The organism is Brevibacterium sp. FME17 (assembly GCF_014897515.1).
In the GTDB taxonomy this organism is placed as follows: Bacteria; Actinomycetota; Actinomycetes; order Actinomycetales; family Brevibacteriaceae; genus Brevibacterium.
On sequence record NZ_JABUYD010000005.1, the window covers coordinates 15,690 to 40,666 of the forward strand.

Consider the following 24,977-nt stretch of genomic DNA (forward strand, 5'->3'; position numbering starts at 1 on the left):
ATCATGTCGACCATCCTCATCGCCAACCGCGGCGAGATCGCCGTCCGCGTCATCCGTGCCTGCGCCGAGCACCGGCACACCTCGGTGGCCGTCTACGCCGACCAAGATGCCGATGCTCTGCACACTCAGCTGGCGGATGAAGCCTACGGGCTGCCGGGAACCACCGCGGGCGAAACCTACCTCAACATCGACGCGATCATCGCCGCAGCCAAGGCATCCGGGGCCGAAGCCGTCCACCCCGGCTACGGGTTCCTGTCCGAAAACGCGGACTTCGCCGCCGCCGTCGAGGCCGCCGGCCTGATCTGGATCGGGCCCACTGCGGAGACGATCACGGCGCTGGGTGACAAGGTCACCGCACGTCAACTGGCACAGAAAGTCGGCGCTCCCCTGGCCCCGGGCATCGACCGTCCCCTCGAGGACGCGAGCGAGGTCGAGGACTTCGCCGCCGAACATGGTCTGCCGATCATCATCAAGGCCGCGCATGGCGGCGGCGGTCGTGGAATGAAGATCGTCCATGACCTGACCGAAGTAGCCGATGCCTTCGAATCGGCCACCCGCGAGGCCGTGGAGGCTTTCGGTCGGTCCGAGTGCTTCGTCGAGAAGTACCTCGAGCGTCCCCGCCACCTCGAAGTTCAGATCGTCGGCGACGGAGTAGGCCACGTGGTGGCCGTGGGTGATCGTGACTGCTCGGCCCAGCGCCGCAACCAGAAGCTCATCGAGGAGGCACCCGCCCCGGGGCTGACCGCTGACCAGCGTGAACGTCTGCACCGTTCGGCCGAGGCGATCTGCGCCGAGGTGAGCTACCGCAGTGCCGGCACCGTCGAGTTCCTGCTCGCCGCCGATGGCACGATGACATTCCTCGAGGTCAACACCCGGCTGCAGGTCGAACACCCTGTCACCGAGGCGGTGTCCGGGGTCGATCTCGTCGCCGAACAGTTTGGCATCGCCTTCGGTCAGGGACTCTCGCTGGACGTGACCCCGCAGCCGCGCGGGCATGCGATCGAGCTGCGCATCAACGCCGAGGACCCGGGACGTGGATTCCTGCCCACACCGGGACGCATCGATGTCCTCACCGTGCCCGGCGGTCCCGGTGTGCGCTGGGATTCCGGAGTCCGCGCCGGTGACACCGTGCAGCCGGCGTTTGACTCCCTCTTCGCCAAGCTCATCGTCCATGGCCCCGATCGGGCCGGCGCCATCGCCCGCACCGTGGTCGCGGCGAAGGAACTCACGGTCCAGGGACCGGCGACGGTTCTGCCGTGTTCGCTGGCGATCCTGACCGATGAGGCGTTCACCGGTCTCGGCGACGACGGTGTGGCCGGCATTCACACACAATGGATCGAATCCGAGCTGCTGCCGCGCTTCGAGACCCAGGATCGTCCCGCACCCGTGGCCGGCGCTGATTTGCAGCGCATGGATATCGAAATCGACGGGAAGCTCACCACCATCGGGCTGCCTGCCGGACTGCTGGTCGCCCTCGGTTCGGCCGGTGGGACCGGTCAGGGCACATCCGCGGCCAACGGTACAGCCACCTCGGCGACGGGAGACGAAGGAAGCGCGGGCGCTGTAACCGCGCCGGTGCCCGGCAGCCTCGTGGACTATCTGGTCGACGACGGCGCCGAGGTGGCCGAGGGTGACGATGTCGCAGTGCTATCGGCGATGAAGATGGAGACCCGAGTCCAGGCTCCCGTGGCAGGATCACTCAAGCAGGTCGCGAAGGTCGGCGACGTGGTTGCTGTCGGCGAGGTCATCGCGCGCATCGAGTGAGCATGATCTGTGTCGGGGTCTCGGACTAGAGTAGTCACTGAACTGAGAACCTCGGAGATGTTCCGAACGAGAAGAGGAGACCCTATGCCACGTCTGTCAGTCGGCGACACCGCCCCGGATTTCACCCTGAGCAACCAGGACGGCAAGTCCGTGACCTTGAGCAAATTCAAGGGACAGCGAGTTGTCGTCTACTTCTACCCCGCCGCCATGACCCCCGGCTGCACCACCGAGGCCTGCGACTTCCGTGATTCGCTCTCGGCACTATCGGCCGCTGGCCTCGTCGTCCTGGGCATTTCCCCGGACAAGCCGGAGAAGCTGAAGAAGTTCGCTGAGAAGGAAAGCCTGAACTTCGATCTCCTCTCCGATCCCGACAAGACCATGATGGAAGAGTGGGGTGCCTTCGGCGAGAAGAAGAACTACGGCAAGGTCGTCCAGGGCGTCATCCGCTCGACGCTCGTCATCGACGCCGAAGGCAATGTGGAACTGGCCCAGTACAACGTCAAGGCCACTGGTCACGTTGCCCGTGTGCGCAAAGCACTGGGAATCGACGCTGCCTGATCTCCAGCGCCGCGTGATCGTTTTCAGCAACTCGCCCTCGCCCTGCTAATCTTGGGAACGACGCGCGCGAGTGGCGGAATTGGTAGACGCGCTGGATTTAGGTTCCAGTGTCTGCGGACGTGGGGGTTCAAGTCCCCCCTCGCGTACACAGCGGAAAACGGCCTCTGGTTCGGGAGACATCCTCCCGGCCAGGGGCTTTTTCACATACTCTTGCAGTACATGTCGCCTTTCAGCGCTCACATGTCACCCCGCAGAACTATGAGGAAAGGTACGGACAGTCATGGCAGATTCGTCGACCACTTCCGTTCGCCCTGTTGAACCGACAGACGAGGCTCACTGGCGTGAGCTCTTCCGCGGCTACCGCGAGTTCTATCACCTGCCGGAATCCGAGGACATCGTCTCCCGGGTGTGGGGCTGGCTCATGGACACAGCACACGAGTGCCAAGGCCTGGTCGCCGAGGCGGATGGCCGTATCGTCGCAATCGCGGACTTCCGGAGATTCTCGCGTCCGTCGACCGGCACGGTCGGTCTCTGGCTCGATGACCTCTTCACCGATCCCGAGGCTCGCGGAACGGGATCCGGACGCGCGCTCATCGCCCGTCTCAAGGAGATCGCCGCGGACGAGGGTCGTTCGGTCGTCCGCTGGATCACTGCCGACGACAATGCTCAAGCTCAGGTCCTCTATGACAAGGTGGCGACGAAGACCAACTGGCTCACCTACGACGCGAAGCCGAAGGGTCTGTGACGTCCTGGGCGAAGTGCTCTTGAGCGAAATGCTGCTGAGCCAGGAGAACCAGCGCCTCGAGAAGCGGACGTCGCAGGACGCTGCCCAGCACAACGCCGCGCACCTTCTCCTCCAGCCCTTCCACCTCATCGATGGTCTCGAGATCGATTCGCCCCACAAGTTCCGCTGACTCTGCGTAGTCACCGAGGCGATCGAGGATGACAGCGAGCCCTTCTTGGTCAAGCTCATCGACGGCATTCACCGCCGCACGATAGGCCGGCGAGGTCCGTTCGCAACGCCATCCCCGTTCGGCGATTACGCGATCGAGCACTTCTGAGATCTTAACATCTGCCTGTGTGGCTCCCTCTTGCGCACCATCGCCGAGGAGAACGTCCTGAGCCACGGCCATGGCGTCGATGACCGTCGGCTCTCCGCTCACTGCTGCCACCACCTCACCAACCTTTGACAGCGGCAGTCCGGCCACCGCGGTCAGGGCACGGACCAAGCGAAGTCTTTCCAGATGAGCATCGCTGTAGACCGCCTGATTCACACTGGTGCGTCTGCCCTGCTGCAACAGCCCCTCCCTCAGGTAGTACTTGATCGTGGGCACGCTCAGCTCCGAACGTCGCGCCAGTTCGGCCATGCGCATCTCGCTCGCTTCCGCCATACGAATCTCCTTCGGGGTATTGCACTTCCAGTGCAGATACTACTACTATCCATTATAGATAGTTCCACTACCCATTAGGAGATATCGTGGACATCCTCGAAATCGCGGCCATCCTGGTCATCGGATTCGTCGGTTCGGCAGAATTCGGCTCAGCAACCCTCGTCCACCCGGTCATTCGCAGACTGGAAACCGAAGACCAGCTGACGTTCGAAAAGGGGCTACTCAAGACCTTCGGACGCGTCATGCCCATCGGGATGACAATTGCAACCGCCCTCGGAATCGTCGTCGCGATCAACGACCCCTCGGCATGGCTTGCCTTCGCGGCCATCAGCCTCAGCATCGCGCTCATCGTCACGATCATCGGCAATGTTCCGATCAACCTGCGCACCGGTCGCATCACCGAGAAGACGGCACCGAAGGGTTTCGTCGCCATGCGCCGTCGCTGGGACGCCTTCCAGATCGCGCGAGCATCACTGCAGCTCATCGGGTTCATTCTCGCCACAATCGGCATCGTCGGTGGGCCGTGATTGGAAAGCGGCCTAGTGCTCAGCTCATGCAATGACGCAGCTCCTCGGCGGCCTCGGCCTCGAGCAACAGACCATTGACAAGTGTTCTGCTGTTGACCGCGAAATCTTTTTGCGCGAAGTAGCGAGCGACCTCCAGAAGCGCCGCCCGCTCAGGGACGAGAGCCAACCCTCGCAGCTCAGCGATGTCCTGGCCGTGGACTATCACCTCGCCGAGGCATGCCGGATAGTCCTTTGTCGGAGCAATCGTGATAGTGGTCGAGTCGCGGAAGTTCGCGAGAGTCTCTTCAGGGGTGCGCCCCTGGTATCGCGACAGCAGGCGAGCATTGTGCTCAGCTGGGTTGAATCCGGCGGCGACGATGCTGCGAATCCATGCCCACCTGCCGGTATTCGCAGCGGCACTGAGATGAGCAACCACCTGCTCGACACTCCAATCAGATCACAGCGACTGCACCTGCAACTGGTCTGCGGCGAGGCCGTCAAGGAGACTCACGAGGCGAGCGCGTTCGGCATGGATGAGCGTCCAATAATCTGATTGCCTCACAGCGGGCGCCTCAGTGTCATGATCAGTGGCCGAGGCCGACGAACATCTCTCGACGCAGAGCATCCACGTGAACGCGTGCGATATCGACGGCCGCCATCGGATCGTGGGCGCGAAAGGCTGCAACGAGCCGGGCATGATGGTCGCGTCCCTCATCGAGCTGTTCCTGCGGATAGGGGACGAAGTACTTGGTCAGCGCCTCATAGCAGGCGAGATAGGTGGGCACTTCCGGAAGGTCGCTGATCTCGGCACACAGGCGGTGGAAGCGAGTATCGGGGATGTGGTGCTCGTGCCAATCGGCGGCGTTCTTCGACTGCAGAATGAGGTCGTCGAGTTCATCGCACTGCGTCGCTGTCGCTCGCTGTGCGGCTGCAACGACGATCGCGCTCTCCATCAGGCTGCGTTGATCGATGAGCCGAAGAATCGCCTGCTCGTCGGCCCGATAGGCCGTGACCGAGGAATCATTGAGCGCCGGCGGATCGTCGGCGACGAAGGTTCCACCCCCGCGTCCGCGGCGGCGCACCAGGACTCCGTCGTCGACCAGGCTCTCCAGGGCACGGCGAGCAGTGATGTGGCTGACTTCGAGGCCCCCTGCGATGTGTTCGGTCCGAGGCAGCTTGCTTCCCGGCGCCAGCAGCGCGTGCTCGATGGACAGGAGAACTCGAGCCCGGACGGTGTCAACGGCTGAGAGCCGTGTGACCGCAGCAGACCCCGGAGCCGTGAACAGAGCCTGGTCGACCTCGTGAGTCTTCCGGTTCGCACGTGAGTTTTTTCCCGCCATGTGTTGAGTCTATCGGCTCACAAGTTTATAGTGTTCAAAATGAACAGTTATGTTGAGCGAAGGAGCTGCCAGTGCCACAGAGAGAACTGAGTGTCGGACTTGCTCAGCGCGCCCCGCTCCACGGCTCGAACGCGCTGGCCGAGCTGCACGCGGACGTCGAACGCACGCTCGCACTCCATCCTGAGCTCGACATGCTCGTCTATCCGGAGCTCCACCTCCAGGGAGTCGATCACCTTCCGAATGATGAACAGCCGGCCGCGCTGTCACTGATGGCAACGCCCCTCGATGACCCCTTTGTGGCGAGGATCGGTGAAGTCGCCGCAGAGTTCGGCATCTGGCTGTGCCCGGGAAGCATCGGCGAGGACGACGGCCCCGATGGGCAGTACAACACTCAGCTGCTCTTCTCCCCCTACGGCAGACTGACCGCCAGCTATCGCAAGATGTTTCCGTGGCGGCCCTTCGAACCACACCGGCCCGGCACGGAATTCGTCGTCGCCCCGATCGATGGTCACGGCGTCCTCGGTCTGTCGAACTGCTATGACGCCTGGTTCCCCGAACACTCTCGCCACCTGGCGTGGATGGGCGCCGACGCGATCATCAACATCGTCAAGACGACCAGCCAAGACCGCAACCAGGAACTCGTCCTCGCCCGCGCCAATGCGATCGTCAATCAGGTCTACATGCTCAGCGTCAACTGTGCCGAACCTGTTGGTCGTGGCCACAGCATCGCCGTCGACCCCGAAGGGCATGTCCTCGCCGAGGCTGGACCGGGTGAAGACACCCTCATCGTTGACATGGATCCAGGCCACATCCAACGGGTACGAGCTCGGGGAACGGCTGGCACCAACCGAATCTGGTCGCAGTTCACCCCAGAAGACGCACCGATCCCACTGCCGCTCTATGCCGGTCACATCGAACCCAAGCGGTGGTCGCCCCACTATCGCGGCCACGACTGACCCAAAGTTCAGCCTCAGCGCAGAATCCCGATCAACCGGCGGACCGCCTCGGCGGCTCTATGTCATCACTGAGAACAATGGAGTAATCATGTCAGACACGCTCACGCTCAAACGGACCCTCAAGCTGCCCTCGCTCGTCATCTTCGGCCTCGCGTATCTCACGCCGCTGATCGTGCTGGGGATTTTCGGCGTCATCGCCTCCGAGACCGGCGGCGCAAGCGCCAGCGCCTACCTGCTCGCCCTTGTCGCCATGCTCTTCACCGCCAACAGCTATGGGCGCATGGCCGCGGCCTTTCCTGTCGCCGGGTCCGCGTACACCTATGTTCGCAAGACCATCGATGGAAGGGTCGGATTCCTCGTCGGGTGGGCCACCATGCTCGACTACCTGTTCCTGCCGATGGTCATCTGGCTCATCGGAGGTTCGTACCTGCAGGCGCAGTTCCCCGGGGTGCCGATGGCCGTGTGGATCATTGGGTTCATCATCCTCACCACTGTGCTGAATATCGTGGGGATCAAGGTCGCCGACCGTGTCAATCTCATCCTCATGTCATTCCAGATCCTCATCATCGCATTCTTCGTGGTTCTGTCGCTGGCCGACGTCTTCGGCACGCACGGTGCGACCGGGCTCTTCAGCGCCACACCATTCACCGGCGTCAATTCGAGCCTCGTTGCGATCGGCGGCGGTGCTGCGATCGCCGCGTATTCATTCCTCGGCTTCGACGCGGTGACCACGTTCACCGAGGAGACAATCGACCCCCGGCGCACCGTTCCCAAGGCGATCATGCTCATCGCGGTCATCGGCGGCGGCATCTTCGTCGTCGTCGCCTACGCTGTGCAGCTGGTCCATCCCGGTGGAGTCTTCGAGAACTCCGACGCCGCGGCATTCGAGATCGCGCGCAGGATCGGCGGTCACCTCTTCGGTGCCATCTTCCTTGCCGCCCTCGTCATCGCTCAGTTCACCTCGGGAATCGCGGCTCAGGCGGCTGGCAGCCGTCTCCTCTATGCGATGGGGCGTGACGGTGTGCTGCCGCGACGCTTCTTCGGCAAGCTCAGCCCGCGCTTCCACACCCCGGTGCTCTCCCTGCTGGCGATTGCCGTCATCGGCCTCATCGCCATCTTCATGAACGTCGCCACCTCGACGTCGTTCATCAACTTCGGCGCATTCCTCGCCTTCATCATGGTCAACGTCTCTGTCATCGTCCACTGGGCCAAAGAGCGTCAGGCTGGTCGCCGCCACGGAATCCTGCTCAATCTGATCTGCCCTATCATCGGCGTCATCGTCATCGCCTTCCTGCTCACCCAGCTCGATGTCCACGCGGTCACCTTGGGTGGCAGCTGGCTTGTCATCGGAGCCGTGATTCTCGCCTTCACCACGAAGGGATTCCGAACTCAGCCCTCCGAGCTCGCCCTCGATGAGGTGGAGTTGGCCGAATCTGAGCAGTGATGCCTTCGCCCCGCCGAGGTCACCTGGACCGGCGCCGAGTCAGCAGCGCACCTGCACCGCAGGCAACGGCAATACCGAAAAACACCCAGCTGGACCAGATATGCCTGGGAGAGGCCATGTCGAACAGGCCAGGTATCAAGAGGATGAAAATCCCGGCGGAGACCGCAAGACCGATGATGAATCCAACCACTGCATACTGCTTAGACATATTGCCCTCTTCTCGAGTTGAAGCAACGGCTGACGATCATTTTACTCACGAACACCCAAAGAGTTCTTTACCCTTCGTGATCGCCGACGCGTTGTCTATGGGCAGAACTCCACGGAATACGACTGCGGATGCGAAGGGGCGCCGAACCGAGCTCTCGGAGCCAGCCATCGACGAGGTGGCGGCAGTCGAATCCTTTCAGTGATCTCTGCGCCTATGTGTGTGGCCACTGTGCGTACATCAGCCGAAACCGTTCGCACACAACGAGCATGTCCTCGCTGAACCCATCGGCACCCCGACCGTGCTCGCGCCAGAATTCCTCGTGGATCTCGTGCCAGGCTGCGAGAGTTCGATCTCCTTCACCTTCGGAGCGCGCATGCTCGGCGCTGACCTCGGTGAACGGCACGATTTCAACCGCCGTGGTGACGATGACGGCTCGTGGCTGATCTCTGCCATCGAGAATCACGCTGACCTGACCGACCTTCGGAACCGCCTCACCATCAGCCAGCAAATCCTGCATTGCGGCTGCGGTTCCCGTCTTCACCCCTTCTAGGACAAGCGCCAACAGTTCGTCGGCCTGTGATTCAGTCGCACCGATCGCCCACGCTTCCGGTACAGCTTCGGGAAGGGTCGGCACCGCACGTCGCGCATTCGTCCAGAATCGTTCGAGAATTGCGTCAGTCATGGTCGCCCTAGGAAGTCTTCGATCTTCTCGATCGTCGCGGCATTGCCCACATGAAGAGTTCCGCGAATTCCGACGGCGGCCGCACCCGCTACCGCCTCGGAATGGTCATCAATGAAGAACACCTGATCAGGCTCCGCGTCCATCGCCTGCAGCGCAGACCGATATGCCGCAGCTTCTGGTTTCGCCACTCCGATTTCGTGGCTGTAGATGATCGGAGCGAATACGCGAGAGAAGGCGTAGCGTCGTTCTTCTTCCTCACGCGCCCCGTCAACCGAGTTCGAAAGGATCGCGACTCCCGCATTCGGGTGCAAACCACGCGCAAAATCCATGAGTTCGACGTTGAGAATGCCACAGTACTGATCCCACATCTCAGCTCGCATCTCTGCAACTGTCGCCTGATCCATGTCGAGAGCCCGGCCGACTCCTTCCCAATACGCGGATTCTGTTTGAGGCGAGAGATCGATGAAAGGGAGCGCAGCTCGATCGATGCGCTCCTTGTACTCCTCGGGATCGAAGCCCAATCGTGCCTGCCACCTACGTTGAAACTTCTGCGGCCAGGCGTCATCGTCGACGACCTCAAGCACCCCACCGATGTCGAATAGGATCCACTTTTTGCACTCCATAACGGGCAGTCTAGTGAAGCACTGCGGCCATCCGCTCAGTTCCACCCCCAGGGCCTGCGCGTCCGAAAACCCCATACCCTGCCTATTGCAATAGTGTGTGACACACACTATTGTGTGAAGCATGAACGAGGATGAAGAACAGGCACTGGCGACCCACGAACAAGAGCTGAGACGAGGCACCGTCGTCTTCGCCAGCCTCGTCGCCTGTCGTCAGCCGCAGTACGGGTACTCGCTGTTGACCACACTCACCGAGGCCGGCATCGCGACAGAGGCGAACACTCTCTACCCACTGTTGCGAAGACTTGAGAAGCAGGGGCTGCTCAGCGCCGAGTGGAACACCGAGCAGGCTCGTCCGCGCAAGTACTACAACGTCACCACCAGCGGCGCCGATGTCGCCGCAGCACTCCACTCCCAATGGCTGGAACTCAACACCAGCATTACGAAACTCTGGAAGGAAGGCACACCATGAGTGCGCTCACTGACATCTATGTCGACACAGTGATCGGCCATCTGCCCGAGAAGTCGCGCGACGACATCGCCGCAGAGATCAAGGCGACGATCAATGACATGGTTGAGGACCGACTGGGTGACGGCAGCCCGTCGACCGATTCGCAGACCGCTGCTGCCGAACGCGAGGTACTCGAAGAGCTCGGCGACCCGGTTCTGCTCTCGCGGGAGTACACGAACTCATCGCAGCATCTCATCGGACCGAATTCGTATCCGCTCTTCATCTGGTCGCTACGGTGGGTGCTGCCGGCCGTAGCTGCGCTGTCCGTGCTCACCAATGTCATCGTGCATATCGGCTCGACGCCGCAGGTCCAACTCGGTGCACTGCTGGGTCAGACGATCGGCAGCACCATCACGGCCCTGCTGACCGCCTTCGCCGCCATCACCATCCTCATCGGGCTCGGTGATCGCAACAAAGACGGAGGAGCCGCAGAGAAGCTGCCCGGGTCCAAGTCAGAGCCGTGGAGAGTCGATGATCTGCACCGAAAGGACGTCAGAGGTTCGCAGATCCGCGCCGAGGCGATCCTGAACCTGATCTTCCTCGTCCTTCTGGCGCTGATCCCGCTCATCCCGACGTCGCTTGTATACGTCGGGCATCTCAACAACGGCGAGACATTCATCAACCCCGACCTGGGGTCAGGATGGCTGCTCGGCTATTGGGGCTTCCTGGCCCTCATGGCCGTCATCGAAGTCATCAAGCTGGCCCGTTCTTCGACCAGTGCCGTGCTGATCATCACCGGCGTGGTCCTCGACGTGGCGATGGCCGTCTTCCTCACGATCGCCCTGCTGACACAGCAGGTGCTGCACCCGGACCTCACATCCGCTTCGAGCGCCGAGGTGCAGCAGATCATCACTGTCATCGCAATCTGGGCGATCGTCATCTGGGATCAGATCAGCACGTGGCGCGCCCACCGAGCGAACCGCTGACCGCGTAGCCTGGTCCGGGTGCAGCTTCATCGCTGCACCCGGACGAGAGGAAGTGGCCATTTCATGACCGAAGAGATCGGCGTCGTCGGCGCTCGCGAGCACAACCTGTCCGGTTTCTCCGTCTCTCTGCCGCACAGGCAGCTCATCGGCATCTGTGGCGTGTCGGGCTCGGGCAAGTCGTCGTTGGCCTTCGACACCATCTACGCCGAAGCCCAGCGCCGCTACCTCGAATCGGTCTCCCCGTTCACCCGTCACCTCCTCGGCGCGGTCTCTGCGCCCCAGGTCGACCGAATTACGGGCCTCCCTGCCGCAATCGCGGTAAAGCAGCTCGTGTCGACGCCCCCGGAGAATTCGAGCGTGGGCACCCTGTCGCAGGTATCTGATCTGCTGCGGGTGCTCTTCTCCCGCTTCGGTGACTACCCTGCGAACCAGGGGCGTCTCCTCGCTTCGGCCTTCTCCCCAACACCGTCGAGGGTGCCTGCCCGACGTGTGCGGCGAAGGGAAGCATCCATGATCTCGACCTCAGCACGGCCGTACCCGACGAGTCACTGACAATTCGCGAGGGCGCCATCGCCGCGTGGCCAGGAGGCTGGCTGGGTCGGAACTTCAAGCACCTTGTCGAGGCACTGGGAATCGACGTCGACATACCCTGGAAGCGCCTGCCCGCTGACACCCGCACCTGGCTGCTGACCACGGAGGACACACCATCGGTGACCGTCAAACCGGAGAAGATGCTCGACCACGTGGCCCGCGAATACACAGGAAAGTTCCGCAGCGCCCGCAGGTACCTGCTCGACACCATGGTCACGACCGGCAGCGAGACGGTGAGGGCACGCACGGAAGAGTACCTCAGCCACGAACTCTGCCCCGACTGCCACGGCAGCCGCATCAACCCGGCAGCCCTGTCGGTGACGATCGATGGTGCGAACATCGCCGAGGTGGCCACCCGCAGTCTCACGGAGCTGGCAGTCTCAATCCACGCGGCCATCACGACCGACCTCGACCGGGGCCACACTCAGGCGAAGCGATTCGCCAACGCCACCGATGACGCCGCCCAGGTCCTCCTCGACGAACTCGACAAACGAACGGCAGTCATCGAGCGCCTCGGCGTCGGCTATCTTCCACCTCACCGCTCGGCTGCTACCCTCTCCCCCGGCGAGCTGCAGCGACTGCGCTTGGCAGCCCATCTGCACAGCGGCCTGCACGGCATGGTCTACGTCTTTGACGAACTCTCCACCGGACTGCACCCCAAGGACACCGACCACCTCTTCACCCATATTGAGGCTCTGCGCGATGCCGGCAATACGGTCATCCTCGTCGAACACGATATGGAGCTGGTGCGCCGCTGCAATTGGGTCGTCGAGCTCGGTCCCGGCGGCGGCGACCGGGGAGGTCAGCTGATGTTCTCTGGCCCCGTCACCGAGGCGCTCGATGGGGAGAGCTCAACCGCCGTCCGCCTTCGCAATGAAGCACCCAGCGAACCCTGGCGCGCACCCCAGGAGTTCGGGGACTGGGCCCAGTGCACAGGACTGTCGACGAACAATCTTCGCGGTCTGGCACTGTCCTTTCCCATCGGTGGTCTCACGACTCTGACAGGAGTCTCCGGGGCGGGTAAGAGCTCGGCGCTGCGATCGGTCGCAACACTGGCCAGGAGCGCTGGAGCTTCCCTGTTCGACGGTGAGGAGGAGCCGCCGACGATGCCCCGCAGTGGTGGCGGTCATGGTGAGCGAGGAGATATTACCGGGGCAGACGCCTCCGGGCTCGAAGTCTTCGACCGGGTGGTCAGCTTCGATCAGTCCACCATCGGCCGGTCCCCGCGATCGGTCATCGGCACCTACCTGGGCATCTTCGATAAGATCCGCAGCCTGTTCGCGAAGACCACTTTGGCGCGCAGCCGAGGTTTCACCGCCTCACAGTTCTCCTTCAACACGGCCCGCGGACGATGCCCCCGCTGCGAAGGGCTGGGCATCATCACCATCGATCTCGTCCACCTGCCGGCCTCCAGCGGCACCTGCCCCGAATGCGAGGGCCGCCGATTCATAGAGGAGACACTCGAGGTCACGGTCGAGGAGCTGACCATCGCGGATGTCCTCGATCTGTCGATCGATGCGGCGGCGACGGTGTTCGCCGAACGCCTCGGTCTCGTCGCCCATTTCGAGGTTCTGCAGAGGGTTGGTCTGGGCGGCCTGCTGCTCGGCCAGTCCTCGGCGACACTCTCCGGTGGTGAGGCGCAGCGTCTGCGCCTGGCCGCGGTGATGCGGGCCAGGAAACGACGTGAGCGCACACTGTTCATCCTCGACGAACCCGCCAACGGCCTCCACCCCAGTGATGCACGGACCCTCGGTCAGCTCTTCCGCCAGATCGTCGACGAGGGAGATACGATCCTCATCGCCGATCACAACATGGAACTCGCCGCCGGTTCCGACTGGCTCATCGATATGGGCCCAGGCCCTGGCCCCGACGGTGGTCAGATCGTCGCCGAAGGGCCTCCCCGTCAGGTGGCTGCGGCCCGCGTCGGGGCCACGGCCGAAGTGCTGTCGGCGCGGTTCGGTGCTGTCGGCGGCTAGCACCGGCTACGATCAGAGCGCGTTCCCAGACCTGTGCAGACAATCGCCGCAAAGGAAGAGGCAGCAATAGATGTCACCGTTTTCAAAGGCCGCCAAAGTTACCTTCTTCATTGTTCTCACGCTCACGGGGATTTTCGTGATCCTGAGCGTCGGAGTATCGGTCTGGTCGCAGATCGGGGAAGAAGGCTGGGTGGCCAAGGCGGCGCTGGCCGTCATGTGTTGGATAGTGACCTTGCCGTTCATCCTCACGACGGTAATTTGGGAAGCGATTCTGCTCCTGACCAGAAATAGCCGAGCCCGCAGCCAGCATCATTCGTCGGCGCAGGTGCAAGCGCAAGCCTCACAGCAGAATCAGGGACAGACGCAGGCCTCACCCCAGGAAACGTCCGTCAACGAGAGTGGCAGCGGATGACCGTGAACTTGCTGGTGCGCGCAACCTGCTCGCTGGGTCCGATGACACGTTCTAAGGTGTCGCGATAGTCCAGGTGCGAGTTGTAGACGGTGAAGACCTGACCACCCGGAGCCAATAATTCTCCCGCTGCGCGCATGAGCCCAGCAGCGGTGTCGGTTTCTATGGTCGTGCCCTGGTGGAAGGGCGGATTGAGCAGAATCAGATCGTGCCCGCCGGCTAGAGCCTGCGCATCTGTGGCATCGGCGAGGATAGTCTCCACCTCAAGTCCGTTCGCCTCCGCCGTCTCCCTCGCCGAGGCGACCGCCCCCTTCGACACGTCCACGCCGACGCCTGTCGCCGCCGGCATCAGCTTCAAGGCAGCCGAGAGCAGCCATCCGTTGCCGCACCCCAGATCAAGGACGGATTTCGAGGGACCGGCGATCGCCTCGACGGCCTGAGGTTCACCAGAGTTAGTCTCGGCGGCCAGCGCTGTGAGCAAGGCGGTCGAGCCTTCATCACTCTTGATCCCGGAGAAGCAGGCCCCGTGCGCTCTGACTTGGAGCACACCTGTGGCCGGATGGTCGATGGTGCTGCGCCTGGGGTAGGTCGGCAGGCTGGGCGAGGACAACGGTCGGCTGCCGATGATCATTCGATGTTTGCCCACACCCGGTGAAACATCGACGCGAGCATAGCCGCGGGCAAGTTCTTTGTTCACGGCTCGGCTCATCGAGTCACTGCGACCGATGACGATGATCGTGGACACGTGCGCCTGGATGGCCGCGATGGTTTCGGCCAAGGCGTGGGTGGCCTTGGGTGCGTTGACGACCGCCCAGACTTCATCCCGTTCGGGGGTGAAGGCAGCAAGATCGTCGATGGGGCTGGTCCGATCTGCCACCTCGGCGACGGTATGCGCCTCATCGATCCGGTCGTTGTACGTGCGCACGGGTGCGATCTGACTCAGCAGACGCGACTGCAGCCCCTGGGCGTCATCGACGACGAGCATCTCGTGCGGAAGTCCGGCGACCACCTCGGCGGCTACGAACGTTCCGTCCGTGGCTCGCCCCGAGGCATCGAGCTCACCGCTGCGTCGACCCAGCACATACTCGGTGAGGATCCTGGCCTGAGGGAATCCCGGAACTTCAGCGAGTTCGGGAAACTGTTCCAGCAGATCATGACTGCGTTGGCGGGCAGAAGAATCCGGAGACAGCAGGGATGAAGGCATTCGAACAGTCTAGTCGGACTCGACCCCGGCCTCAGTTACCGATGCGCTGGTAGGCCGAGGATCCGGCGTTGTCGATCGTCGAGTGTTTGCGGTTGTCGTGCATGTACAGGACCGCGACGAGCCCGACGATGGCAATGACGACGACGTAGACCCCGAACCAGAAGCCGATGCCCACGTTGGTGAACCACAGGGCGACGTATTCGGCGGATCCGCCGAAGATCGCGTTGCCGATTGCGTAGGTGAAGCCGACGCCGATTCCACGGATGTGGGCGGGGAACATCTCGGCCTTCACGATGCCTGAGATCGAGGTGTACATGGAGATGAATGCCATCGTGACGACGATGAGGATGCCGGCGACAAGGACGGACTTCGCGCTGCCGATGAGGCTGAGCATCGGGATCGGGAGGATGACCATGCCGATGACAAAGATGAGCATGTTGTTCTTGCGCCCGATCTTGTCGGAGATCTTTCCCGCAATGGGCTGCATGAAGATGAAGACCAGCAGGCAGAGAGTCATCATGTCAGCGATCGTGCCCTTGTTGAAGGTCTCCGCGCCGGGGGTGCCTTCATTGGTCAGCAGCAGGTACTTCTGCATGTAGGTGGTGAAGACGTAGAAGACGAGGGAGCCGACGCTGGTGATGCCGAGGACGACGAGGAAGGCACGTGGGTGGCGCAGGACTTCGAGGAAGCTGCCGGAGTGCTCGTTCTTACGAGTCTCCTCGTTGGTGGTCTCCTCGAGTCCGCGGCGCAGCCACAGTGAGACGACGGCGGCCACGGCACCGATGACGAAGGGCAGGCGCCACCAGCCGGCTTCGATCTGCTCCGTCCCCATGGTGTGGGTCATGATGACGGCAAGCAAGCTGGCCAGCAGCTGTCCGCCGATGAGGGTGACGTACTGGAAGGACGAATAGAATCCGCGTTTGCCCTCGGTGGCGACCTCGGACATGTAGGTCGCGGTGGCCCCGTATTCGCCGCCGACAGCCAGTCCTTGGATCATGCGCACGACAAGCAGAAGGAGCGGAGCCAGCACGGGCCCTGCCGTTGCCGCTGTGGGCAGGATCGCCAGGCAGAGGGAGCCGGCGCACATGAGCAGGATCGAGATGAGCATCGAGTTCTTCCGGCCCACCTTGTCAGCTGCGCGGCCGAAGATGTAGCCGCCGATGGGTCGCATGAGGAAGCCGATGAAGAAGACACCGGCCGACTGCATGAGTGAGACGACTTCACTGTCGGAGACGAAGAACTGGCTGGCGAAATAGACGCTGAAGAACGCGTAGATGTAGAAGTCGAACCATTCGACCAGATTTCCCGACGACGCGGCCAGGATCGACTTGATCGTCTTCCATTCCGACTTCTGCTCGCCCTTGGTGCCCGCAGTCGGGGCTTGTGCACTCTTGTTCTCTGCCACTGACGATTCTCTTCTCTCACAACAAGTTCAGTTACTGCTCTGGTACTGCCCGGGGCAACTTTACTATCTGCGCAGAGCGGTAACTAATCAGCTGCAAAGGGGCTGATCAGGAGGGACGAACCCCGGTTTTGGCTGGGCTGGAGGCAGTCGCGGACGGCCGAGGTGCGCGGCCGATTCGCACGGCAGGTCTGCGCCGTTCTCCTGTCCAGGTTGGGGCGGACTGAGGAGCGTCGCGGCACGTAGATGTGCTACTAATTGAGGGAGCTTCGTCCAATGTTGCACCAGGAGAGACCATGACAATTCTCGTTGGCTATTCCCCCTCACCCGAAGGCAAAGCTGCCGTCACGTTCGGCATCGATCAGGCGAAGGCCTTCGATGACACAGTGCTCGTGCTCAATGCCGGCATCGGAGAAACTCCCGACGAACGCGGTGTGGCGACGAATCAGGACATGGAGGAACTCCAAGAGGCGCTGCGTTCGTCCGGGGTCTCCCATGAGATTCTGCAGTTCCTGCGCGGCAATGACCCCGTTGAGGAACTCCTCGCCCTCGCCGAGGCGACCGAGGACACCCGCATGATCGTGATCGGGTCGCGTCGCCGCTCCCCCGTCGGCAAGCTCATCATGGGCTCGACGGCCCAGCGCATCATCCTCGACTCCGATGTCCCCGTCGTCTCCGTGAAGTCTGACAAGAAGAACTGACACCGGTGCCCGTACCGGCAACGGCACTGGCTCCGGGGGCATCTAATCGACGGTGATGCCCCGACGAATAGAGAATCCGTCCACCGCATCAATGGTGTGCGGGTTTTCCGTCATGCATTCGTGTGACTGGCCCTAATCTGGTGAAGGCTGGGCCTGCTCTGGTGACGGCTGGGCCCGAGCGGGTGACGGCTGGGCTTGCAATGGTGCCTGCCGGCCGTGGTCCAGTGAAGATGCAGCACGCCTTTTGAGCAAAGCGTTGACCCGCAGAAGCACCACGAGCCCTGTGCAGAGTATTGCAAATATAAGCACACCGAAACACACGTAGACCAAAGCGATCAGAATCCCAACAGCTCCCATTGGCATATATCCGATCCTTAAAATCAGAGAAATATTTCATTCGTACCGAATGACACCCTACCTTGTAATTTGAACTCTCATTCAGTAACGCAACATGTCATCTCCTGCCGCGGTCTTCGTCCTCTCCGCGAAGTCTGACAAGTAAACGCACCCCTCCTGCCGGAGTCAGCGAAGAGTCGTGTATAGTCGGTCTTCCGCGCTATTTCGGCGCGGTGAACACCCGAAGGAAACCATTGATGAACGTTTTCGCCCCGTCGCGCGAACTCAGCGGATCGAATCAATTCGAATCCGCTCATCAGTCGACCCTTCGGTGGCGCGACATCTGACTCAGCACAAGTCAGCATGCCCCGCACCGATCACCGGTTCGGGGCTTTTTTCATTTCGCAGCCATGGCTTTCCAGATCTAGGCGATGTGGGTCTCGAACCTCACAGCAAAGAAATCAGGAAAGGACCATGGAAAAACTCAGCAAACGCCTGATCTCCTGGGCATCGCTTCTCGATGAGAAGACCCTTGAGCAGGCGCACACAACTGCACGAATGCCGTTCATCTACCCACACCTGGCGCTCATGCCCGATGCCCACCTGGGCAAGGGCGCGACCGTCGGATCTGTCATCCCCACACTGGGGGCGATCATTCCGGCAGCGGTGGGAGTCGACATCGGCTGCGGCATGATCGCGGTTCGCACGCAATTCACCAAGCGGGATCTCGAAGCCCGCGACCTGACCGGCCTGCGGAGGGCCATCGAGCGGGCCGTGCCGACCTCGGCCGGTGCCGATAACCGAAAGATCGTCGCCACGGCTCAGCCTCGCATCGCCGAGCTTGAGGAACTCGCGTCGGAGGCAGGATTCGACCCCGCTGACTATGCTGGCCGCTGGCGTCACCAGTTGGGATCGCTGGGTTCAGGCAACCACTTCATCGAGGTTTCCGTCGACGAGGCCGACAGGGTGTGGATGTTCCTGCACTCGGGATCGAGAGGAGTCGGCAACAAGATCGCCACTGCCCACATCAAGGTCGCGGCGCGACTGAACAACCAGTGGTGGATCGATCTTCCCGACCCGGACCTCGCGTACCTCGTCGAGGATACGCCGGAGTTCTCCGCCTACATCAGTCAGCTGCGGTGGGCGCAGCACTTCGCTCTGCTCAACCGTGAGGAGATGATGGATCGCGTGGCCAGGCAGCTGTCGGAGACGATGGATGAAACCGTCCTGGAGGCAGAACGGATCAACTGTCACCACAACTTCACACAGTCGGAGAAGCACTTCAACAAGACGGTGTGGGTGTCGCGAAAGGGTGCGATCGAGGCCGATGCCGGACGCCCGGGACTCATTCCCGGTTCGATGGGCACCGCGTCCTACGTCGTTGAGGGCAAGGGCGACCCGGTGTCGCTGAACTCCTCACCGCACGGCGCGGGACGGCAGTACTCGCGCAACGCTGCTCGCAAGACCTTCAGCCACGAGCAGCTGCGTGATGCGATGGTCGGGATCGAATATCGGGACACGGACGCGTTCATCGACGAGATCCCACAGGCCTATAAGCCGATCGACCAGGTGATGGCCGATGCAGCGCCCCTCGTCGAGATCAGGCACACGCTGCGCCAGCTCGTCAACGTCAAGGGTGATTGACCACGGCGTGCCGACGGCCGACCGACCTACGATCTGGGCAGGTCGGCCGGTCGGCTCCGCGGGCGGTGATTGTCTAGGCCTCGACGATGGCCGCGATGAGGGCATCGACATCTTCGGCGGTGGTGTCGAAGGCGCACATCAGGCGCACGACATTCTTGGCCATAGGCCAGTTGGCGAAAGCGAAGCTCTGCCGTGCCCGTGCCGCGACCTCATCGAGCATATGCACGAAGACGACGTTGGATTCGGTCTTGGCCACGATCGAAATATCGGGTGCACGTCCGGTGGCGGTCGCCTCGGCGAGACCATCTGCCAAACGTGTGGCCATGGTGTTGGCGTGATTCGCCGAGGTGCGCCACAGGTCGCCGCCGTAGAGGGCATTGAGCTGAGCTGAGAGGAACCGCATCTTCGAAGACAGCTGCAGGTTCATCTTCCGCAGGAACTTCATCCCCTGCCCGATTTCGGGGTTGAGGACGACGATCGCTTCGGCGCCGAGAAGTCCGTTCTTCGTCCCGCCGAGGCTGATGATGTCGACGCCGACGTCAGTGGTCAGGGCGCCGAGGCTGGTGTCGAGGTAGGCGGCGGCGTTGCCCAGTCGGGAGCCGTCCACGTGGAGGATCATGTCGAGACCGTGCGCGGTGTCGGCGATCGCTCGGATCTCCTCAGCCGTGTACGTGGTGCCCCATTCGGTCGACTGGGAGATGCTCACAGCCAGTGGCTGAGCATTGTGTTCGTTGCCGCGGCCAAGCACCGCGTTGTTGATGATCTCGGACGTCAGTTTTCCATCCGGAGTTGCGGCGCCGATGATTTTGAGGCCGCCGACCTTTTCCGGGGCACCTGTTTCGTCGTAGTTGATGTGGGCTGAGGCGGCAGTGATGACGGCCGCCCAGCGGGGCAGAGCCGATTGCAGCGCGAGGACGTTGGCGCCGGTGCCGTTGAAGACCGGGAACGCCTGGGCGGACGGGCCGAAGTGGCCCTTCATGACCTCACCGAGGCGCGCCGTCCATGGATCACCACCGTAGCCGGGAGTATGTCCGACATTGGCTTCGATGATGGCAGTGATGACTTCCGGGTGGGCACCAGCCCAATTGTCGGAGCCGAAGTTGCGCGGATGGGCCGACGGGGAGGCGTCAACAGCCGGCGGGCTGAACGTCGTGGTGTGGCCGGCGGGTGGGTTCTGGGACAGCGGTGTCTGGTCATTCACATGTTTAGATTAGCGTCCCGCAACCATCGAGCACAGTCCGTTCCACAACCACTCGTTGCACAGGGGTGGTTTGATGCCGACGGGAGTCCTCGTCGAACGGAGTGGTGGGCAAACGAAGCCGAGTGCGAATTGCTGCTCCCGGTGGGCAACGCGTGATGCTTTCGCGCGCCCTGCGGACACGCAACAGCGCGGCCACGGTGCAGTTGCCCAGCGTGTGTGCTGAGCGGACGCACTGTGACCGCGCTGTTGTGATTTCAGGTCCTGTCGCCAGGACCCTTCATCGGATGAAGACGACTCAGGCGAGAAGTTCGCGCATGAGGTCAGCGGTTTCGGTCGGAGTCTTGCCGACCTTCACACCTGCAGCCTCAAGAGCTTCCTTCTTCGCCGCAGCGGTTCCTGAGGAGCCGGAGACGATGGCGCCGGCGTGGCCCATGGTCTTGCCCTCGGGAGCGGTGAAGCCAGCGACGTAGCCGACGACCGGCTTCGTCACATGATCCTTGATGTATGCGGCGGCACGCTCTTCAGCGTCGCCACCGATTTCGCCGATCATGACGATGGCTTCGGTCTCGGGATCATTCTCGAAGGCTTCGAGCGCATCGATGTGCGTGGTGCCGATGACTGGGTCACCACCGATTCCGATGGCGGTGGAGAAGCCGAGGTCACGCAGTTCGTACATCATCTGGTAGGTCAGCGTGCCGGACTTGGAGACCAGTCCGAGCTTGCCCTTCTTCGTGATGTTGGCTGGGATGATGCCGGCCAGTGCAGCGTCGGGAGAGATGATGCCCGGGCAGTTGGGTCCGATGATGCGGGTCGCATTGTCTGCGGCCTGCGCGCGAGCCCAAACCTCGGCTGCGTCCTGGACCGGGATGCCCTCGGTGATGATGACGAGCAGACCGATCTTGGCGTCGATGGCTTCAATGGCCGCATCCTTGGAGAATGCAGGCGGCACGAAGGCCACGGACACGTCAGCACCGGTGGCTTCCATCGCCTCGGAGACGGAGCCGAAGACGGGCAGCTCAACTTCGTTGCCGTCCTTGTCATTGTGCTTGACAGCGGTGCCGGCCTTGCGGGCGTTGACACCGCCGACGACGTTGGATCCTGCTGCGAGCATGCGCGCAGTGTGCTTGGTTCCTTCGCCGCCAGTGATGCCCTGGACGATGATCTTCGAATCGGAATTCAGGAAGATAGACATTTATGTAAAGACCTTTCCTTACTTGGCAGCAGCCAGTTCGGCGGCCTTGTCGGCTCCACCGTCCATGGTGTCAGTCAGAGTGACGAGCGGGTTCGCGGCTTCCCTGAGGATCGCACGTCCCTCTTCGACGTTGTTTCCGTCGAGGCGGACGACGAGCGGCTTGGTGGCTTGGTCGCCGAGGATTTCGAGAGCCTTGACGATGCCGTCTGCCACAGCGTCACAGGCGGTGATTCCGCCGAAGACGTTGACGAAGACCGACTTGACCTGCTCGTCACCGAGGATGACGTCGAGTCCGTTGGCCATCACCTCTGCAGAGGCTCCGCCTCCGATGTCGAGGAAGTTGGCTGGCTTGACGTTGTTGTGCTTCTCACCGGCGTAGGCGACGACGTCGAGTGTCGACATGACGAGTCCAGCACCGTTTCCGATGATTCCGACTTCGCCGTCGAGCTTGACGTAGTTGAGGTCGAGCTTCTTGGCCTTGAGCTCGAGGGGGTTCTCTGCACTGTCGTCGCGCAGTTCCTCGTGGTCAGGGTGGCGGAAGTCGGCGTTCTCATCGAGAGACACCTTTCCGTCAAGTGCGACGATGTCACCGGCACCGGTCTTGACCAGTGGGTTGACCTCAACGAGGGAAGCGTCTTCCTTCTCGAAGACGGTCCACAGCGACATCAGCACAGGGGCGATCTTGGCTGCTGTCTCCGCGTCGAAGCCTGCTTCCTTGGCGATCTCTTCGGCCTTGGCGGCATCGATTCCGTCGATGGCGGAGACTGGGATCTTGGCGAGCGCTTCGGGACGTTCCTCGGCGAGCTGCTCGATCTCCATTCCGCCTTCCTTGGAGCACATGGCCAAGTAGGTGCGGTTGGACCGGTCGAGGAGAACCGAGAAGTAGTACTCTTCAGCGATGTCTGCGCCCTCGGCGATCATCACGGTTTCGGTGATGTGGCCCTTGATGTCGAGGCCCAGGATGTCCTTGGCACGAGCTTCGGCTTCTTCAGGGTCCTTCGCAACCTTGACGCCGCCGGCCTTGCCACGGCCGCCCATCTTGACCTGAGACTTGACGACGACGACTCCGCCACCAAGTTCCTCGGCTGCCTTCTTAGCTGCTTCTGGTGTCGTCGCGACCTGAGCCTTGAGCACGGGCACTCCGTGCTTTTCAAACAGGTCACGTGCTTGATACTCGAAAAGATCCACGTGTATTCCTTCGTTTCTACTGCCGGGTCGTTTGGCCCCGCAGGTCCGTTGACGGATGCAACAACCAAGGACAACCATATTCCCAAAGGCACCCGTCCATCCAAACGCGCATGTCAAATAGACGTTGGGGGTAAGCAATGTCTCGTCAAAAAGTATCTTTGTCGTCAAGATTCTTGATATGGACGTAAAATCGTTGCATGGACGAAGTAGATCGAATAGTCGCAGCCTGGCGGCGTGAGCGTCCGGACCTCGATGTCTCTCCGATGGAGATCCTCTCCCGCGTCTCGCGATTGGCCAGGCAATTGGATCTGGCTCGGAAGTCGAGCTTCTCCGATTACGGCATCGAGGGATGGGCCTTCGATGTCCTCTCCGCCCTGCGCCGGTCGGGCGAGCCCTATCAGCTCTCCCCCTCGACGCTGCTGCAGGAGACGCTGGTCACCAGCGGGACGATGACCAACCGCATCGACCGGCTCGTCACCCGCGGCTGGGTCGAACGTCGGCCGGATCCCGGAGACCGACGCGGGGTGCTCGTCCACCTCACCGAGAGCGGTCGCGCCACCGTCGACTCCGCACTGGCCGATCTGCTCGTGAAGGAACGGGCGATCCTCAGCGGACTCACGGCCGCAGGAAGCCGCAATCTCGCGTCCCTGCTGCGAGAACTCTCCACCGGATTCGACAGCGACGAGGACTGAGACCATGCCACCTGCTGACCTCACGGACTTCACCGGCGCACAGCCGCCTCGGCGAGAGACGATCCACGGTCGATTCGTCGACCTCGAACCCTTGGATCCGGTCGCTCACGGCGATGACCTCTTCGCGGAAGTCACGGCACCGACCGGGATCGACGACCGGTTCCGGTACCTGCCGCAGACTCCGCAGACCGATCGCGGGGAGTTCGATTCCTGGATCGCCGAGGCGGCCGGCAGCCCCGATCCCCTGTTCTTCGCCGTCGTCGACCGGTCCACCGGTCGGGCGCTGGGGCGGCAGGCGCTCATGCGCATCGATGCCGCCAACGGAGTCATCGAGATCGGGCACATCCTCTGGGGCCCGAGTCTGTCGCGGACCGCCGCGGCCACCGAGGCGCTCTTCCTCTGCGCCGAGCTCGTCTTCGCTTCCGGATTCCGCCGCTTCGAATGGAAGTGCGATGACGACAATGTGCCGTCGAAGCGGGCGGCCGAGCGCTTCGGCTTCACCTTCGAAGGCGTGTTCCGTCAGCACCTCGTGGTCAAGGGACGCAACCGCGATACCGCGTGGTTCTCGATCATCGACAGCGAATGGCCGTCCCTGCGGCAGGGATACCGCGCCTGGTTCGACGAGGCGAACTTCGATGCAGACGGCCGCCAGCGTGAGAGTCTGCGCGCGCTCATCGCCGCTGCCCGCCACGGCTGAGGCCCTCTGTGCTTCGCCGGCCCGTTCGCCGTTTCGCCGCGCGTCCGCCCGCGCTCGGGCACGGGCGGACATTAGGCTGGACTGACACCACACGGCCCCTGACGACACCTCGAGGAACCATGCGACTTCGTCCCCTTGCCCTTCTGTCCGCCGCTGCGCTGCTGACCACGATGACGGCCTGCGTGTCGACTCCCGAGGAGACCCGCCCCCAGCCCCGCCCTTCGGTGAGCAAGGAGGAGGTCACGCCGATCGAGACACCCAAGGATGCGCCGAAGGTGTCCATCGTCGACTCCTCACCCGGCGGGGCGAAGGACACCGACCCGCTGTGGCAGGGCCTCGCCGAGGCGGCCGAGAAGAAGTCCGAGGCCTACCTCAAGGTCTACGTCCACACCGGCAATCCCGAAGTGCCCGACTCCGGAGAGATGACCGTGACCGCCGACAGCCCAGACAGTGTCAGCGTCACCCTCGATGCGGGCAGCGTCGATGACGACCTCTCCCCGTTCCTGCTCCTCCACGGCACTTTCGAGGTCGAGGAGATCGGCAACTCGGCGTTCACGCTCAAGAACGTCGACGACAAGGACATCCCCGAGCTCGATCCGAAGGGCCCGGACGACGAGAAGCGCTGCACTGCCGAGGACGCGCAGGAGCGGATCGGTCTCGCCGCGGACGACCTCGCCGAGGACCCTGGCCGCCGCGAAGAGTTCCGACAGCAGTGGGGCGGCTCACCTCGCGTGTGGTGGGGTATCCAGATGACGGCGATCAGCCTCGGCGAAGAGGGCGAAGTCGCCGGCGACTTCCTCACCGAAGCCTGCGGCGACTACCTCCAGTAAGACCAGTC

General features: G+C 62.5%; 26 protein-coding genes and 1 tRNA gene. 17 read left to right on the forward strand and 10 right to left on the reverse strand.

All coding sequences use genetic code 11. The annotated features are described in order from the left end of the window. Positions 1-3: 3 nt before the first annotated feature. The 4 genes from INT40_RS06435 to INT40_RS06450 all read left to right on the forward strand — a co-directional run bounded on the left by INT40_RS06435 (position 4) and on the right by INT40_RS06450 (position 3,067). Positions 4-1,764 carry a biotin carboxylase N-terminal domain-containing protein gene (locus INT40_RS06435; protein WP_193095760.1) on the forward strand — a complete coding sequence of 587 codons (1,761 nt, stop codon included), beginning with the start codon at positions 4-6 and terminating at the stop codon, positions 1,762-1,764. An 84-nt stretch (positions 1,765-1,848) separates the two neighbouring features. Next, positions 1,849-2,322, forward strand: a complete 474-nt coding sequence (gene bcp / locus INT40_RS06440) for a thioredoxin-dependent thiol peroxidase (protein WP_101572925.1) — start codon at positions 1,849-1,851, stop codon at positions 2,320-2,322. Between the two features lie 64 nt (positions 2,323-2,386). Then, positions 2,387-2,468 (forward strand) — tRNA-Leu (locus INT40_RS06445). Between the two features lie 134 nt (positions 2,469-2,602). Further along, on the forward strand, positions 2,603-3,067 hold the full coding sequence (locus INT40_RS06450; protein WP_101572926.1) for a GNAT family N-acetyltransferase: 465 nt from the start codon (positions 2,603-2,605) through the stop codon (positions 3,065-3,067). On the opposite strand, the gene INT40_RS06455 is transcribed toward INT40_RS06450, so the two are convergent. Next, on the reverse strand, positions 3,036-3,713 hold the full coding sequence (locus INT40_RS06455) for a MerR family transcriptional regulator (protein WP_226830894.1): 678 nt from the start codon (positions 3,711-3,713) through the stop codon (positions 3,036-3,038). The two genes, INT40_RS06450 and INT40_RS06455, sit on opposite strands and share 32 nt — an antisense overlap. Before the next feature lie 86 nt (positions 3,714-3,799). Here INT40_RS06455 and INT40_RS06460 point away from each other — a divergent pair, with 86 nt between their 5' ends. Continuing rightward, complete coding sequence (locus tag INT40_RS06460) at positions 3,800-4,240, forward strand: anthrone oxygenase family protein (RefSeq protein ID WP_193095761.1); 441 nt, start codon at positions 3,800-3,802, stop codon at positions 4,238-4,240. Between the two features lie 19 nt (positions 4,241-4,259). Here the strand turns inward: INT40_RS06460 and INT40_RS06465 are convergent, their stop codons facing one another. Continuing rightward, complete coding sequence (locus tag INT40_RS06465) at positions 4,260-4,655, reverse strand: hypothetical protein (RefSeq protein ID WP_193095762.1); 396 nt, start codon at positions 4,653-4,655, stop codon at positions 4,260-4,262. A gap of 148 nt (positions 4,656-4,803) precedes the next feature. Continuing rightward, complete coding sequence (locus tag INT40_RS06470) at positions 4,804-5,559, reverse strand: FadR/GntR family transcriptional regulator (RefSeq protein ID WP_101572931.1); 756 nt, start codon at positions 5,557-5,559, stop codon at positions 4,804-4,806. 71 nt (positions 5,560-5,630) lie between these two features. Here INT40_RS06470 and INT40_RS06475 point away from each other — a divergent pair, with 71 nt between their 5' ends. Both INT40_RS06475 and INT40_RS06480 read left to right on the forward strand, forming a co-directional pair. Beyond that, positions 5,631-6,515, forward strand: a complete 885-nt coding sequence (locus INT40_RS06475) for a carbon-nitrogen hydrolase family protein (RefSeq protein WP_319021952.1) — start codon at positions 5,631-5,633, stop codon at positions 6,513-6,515. Positions 6,516-6,603: 88 nt separating this feature from the next. Then, complete coding sequence (locus INT40_RS06480) at positions 6,604-7,959, forward strand: APC family permease (protein WP_101572933.1); 1,356 nt, start codon at positions 6,604-6,606, stop codon at positions 7,957-7,959. Between the two features lie 419 nt (positions 7,960-8,378). Here INT40_RS06480 and INT40_RS06485 read toward each other — a convergent pair whose 3' ends face one another. Together INT40_RS06485 and INT40_RS06490 are read right to left on the reverse strand one after the other, a co-directional pair. After that, positions 8,379-8,849 (reverse strand): ASCH domain-containing protein, encoded by a 471-nt coding sequence (locus tag INT40_RS06485; protein WP_193095763.1) that lies wholly within the window; start codon positions 8,847-8,849, stop codon positions 8,379-8,381. Next, a complete protein-coding gene (locus tag INT40_RS06490) occupies positions 8,846-9,472 on the reverse strand; it encodes an HAD-IA family hydrolase (protein WP_226830895.1) in 627 nt (208 codons plus the stop codon). The genes INT40_RS06485 and INT40_RS06490 overlap by 4 nt, the downstream gene beginning before the upstream one ends. 121 nt (positions 9,473-9,593) lie before the next feature. On the opposite strand from INT40_RS06490, the gene INT40_RS06495 reads away from it, so the two are divergent. The 5 genes from INT40_RS06495 to INT40_RS06515 all read left to right on the forward strand — a co-directional run bounded on the left by INT40_RS06495 (position 9,594) and on the right by INT40_RS06515 (position 13,885). After that, positions 9,594-9,941 carry a PadR family transcriptional regulator gene (locus tag INT40_RS06495; RefSeq protein WP_101572939.1) on the forward strand — a complete coding sequence of 116 codons (348 nt, stop codon included), beginning with the start codon at positions 9,594-9,596 and terminating at the stop codon, positions 9,939-9,941. Continuing rightward, positions 9,938-10,906: an HAAS signaling domain-containing protein gene (locus INT40_RS06500; protein WP_193095764.1), complete on the forward strand. Its 969-nt coding sequence runs from the start codon at positions 9,938-9,940 to the stop codon at positions 10,904-10,906. The genes INT40_RS06495 and INT40_RS06500 overlap by 4 nt, the downstream gene beginning before the upstream one ends. 63 nt (positions 10,907-10,969) lie before the next feature. Continuing rightward, positions 10,970-11,458 (forward strand): hypothetical protein, encoded by a 489-nt coding sequence (locus INT40_RS06505; RefSeq protein WP_193095765.1) that lies wholly within the window; start codon positions 10,970-10,972, stop codon positions 11,456-11,458. A 17-nt stretch (positions 11,459-11,475) separates the two neighbouring features. Beyond that, positions 11,476-13,473 (forward strand): ATP-binding cassette domain-containing protein, encoded by a 1,998-nt coding sequence (locus INT40_RS06510; protein ID WP_319021959.1) that lies wholly within the window; start codon positions 11,476-11,478, stop codon positions 13,471-13,473. A 70-nt stretch (positions 13,474-13,543) separates the two neighbouring features. Beyond that, positions 13,544-13,885: a hypothetical protein gene (locus INT40_RS06515; RefSeq protein ID WP_101572944.1), complete on the forward strand. Its 342-nt coding sequence runs from the start codon at positions 13,544-13,546 to the stop codon at positions 13,883-13,885. On the opposite strand, the gene INT40_RS06520 is transcribed toward INT40_RS06515, so the two are convergent. Both INT40_RS06520 and INT40_RS06525 read right to left on the reverse strand, forming a co-directional pair. After that, the gene (locus tag INT40_RS06520) at positions 13,863-15,086 is read right to left on the reverse strand and encodes a class I SAM-dependent methyltransferase (protein ID WP_193095767.1); all 1,224 of its coding nucleotides are present in this window, start codon (positions 15,084-15,086) and stop codon (positions 13,863-13,865) included. The two genes, INT40_RS06515 and INT40_RS06520, sit on opposite strands and share 23 nt — an antisense overlap. A gap of 31 nt (positions 15,087-15,117) precedes the next feature. Continuing rightward, positions 15,118-16,491 (reverse strand): MFS transporter, encoded by a 1,374-nt coding sequence (locus INT40_RS06525; protein WP_101572948.1) that lies wholly within the window; start codon positions 16,489-16,491, stop codon positions 15,118-15,120. A 293-nt stretch (positions 16,492-16,784) separates the two neighbouring features. On the opposite strand from INT40_RS06525, the gene INT40_RS06530 reads away from it, so the two are divergent. Together INT40_RS06530 and INT40_RS06535 are read left to right on the forward strand one after the other, a co-directional pair. Then, a complete protein-coding gene (locus tag INT40_RS06530; RefSeq protein WP_101572950.1) occupies positions 16,785-17,189 on the forward strand; it encodes a universal stress protein in 405 nt (134 codons plus the stop codon). Positions 17,190-17,999: 810 nt separating this feature from the next. Beyond that, a complete protein-coding gene (locus INT40_RS06535; RefSeq protein ID WP_193071491.1) occupies positions 18,000-19,169 on the forward strand; it encodes an RtcB family protein in 1,170 nt (389 codons plus the stop codon). A gap of 73 nt (positions 19,170-19,242) precedes the next feature. On the opposite strand, the gene INT40_RS06540 is transcribed toward INT40_RS06535, so the two are convergent. The 3 genes from INT40_RS06540 to sucC all read right to left on the reverse strand — a co-directional run bounded on the left by INT40_RS06540 (position 19,243) and on the right by sucC (position 22,750). Beyond that, positions 19,243-20,370, reverse strand: a complete 1,128-nt coding sequence (locus INT40_RS06540; RefSeq protein ID WP_193095768.1) for a threonine aldolase family protein — start codon at positions 20,368-20,370, stop codon at positions 19,243-19,245. A 295-nt stretch (positions 20,371-20,665) separates the two neighbouring features. After that, a complete protein-coding gene (gene sucD, locus INT40_RS06545; RefSeq protein WP_101572956.1) occupies positions 20,666-21,562 on the reverse strand; it encodes a succinate--CoA ligase subunit alpha in 897 nt (298 codons plus the stop codon). An 18-nt stretch (positions 21,563-21,580) separates the two neighbouring features. After that, on the reverse strand, positions 21,581-22,750 hold the full coding sequence (gene sucC, locus INT40_RS06550) for an ADP-forming succinate--CoA ligase subunit beta (protein ID WP_101572958.1): 1,170 nt from the start codon (positions 22,748-22,750) through the stop codon (positions 21,581-21,583). A 197-nt stretch (positions 22,751-22,947) separates the two neighbouring features. On the opposite strand from sucC, the gene INT40_RS06555 reads away from it, so the two are divergent. From INT40_RS06555 to INT40_RS06565, 3 genes are all read left to right on the forward strand, one after another. Further along, positions 22,948-23,442 (forward strand): MarR family winged helix-turn-helix transcriptional regulator, encoded by a 495-nt coding sequence (locus INT40_RS06555; RefSeq protein WP_135541409.1) that lies wholly within the window; start codon positions 22,948-22,950, stop codon positions 23,440-23,442. Positions 23,443-23,446: 4 nt separating this feature from the next. Continuing rightward, positions 23,447-24,139: a GNAT family N-acetyltransferase gene (locus tag INT40_RS06560; protein ID WP_193084373.1), complete on the forward strand. Its 693-nt coding sequence runs from the start codon at positions 23,447-23,449 to the stop codon at positions 24,137-24,139. A 119-nt stretch (positions 24,140-24,258) separates the two neighbouring features. Further along, positions 24,259-24,969 carry a hypothetical protein gene (locus tag INT40_RS06565; protein ID WP_193084372.1) on the forward strand — a complete coding sequence of 237 codons (711 nt, stop codon included), beginning with the start codon at positions 24,259-24,261 and terminating at the stop codon, positions 24,967-24,969. Positions 24,970-24,977 lie beyond the last annotated feature (8 nt).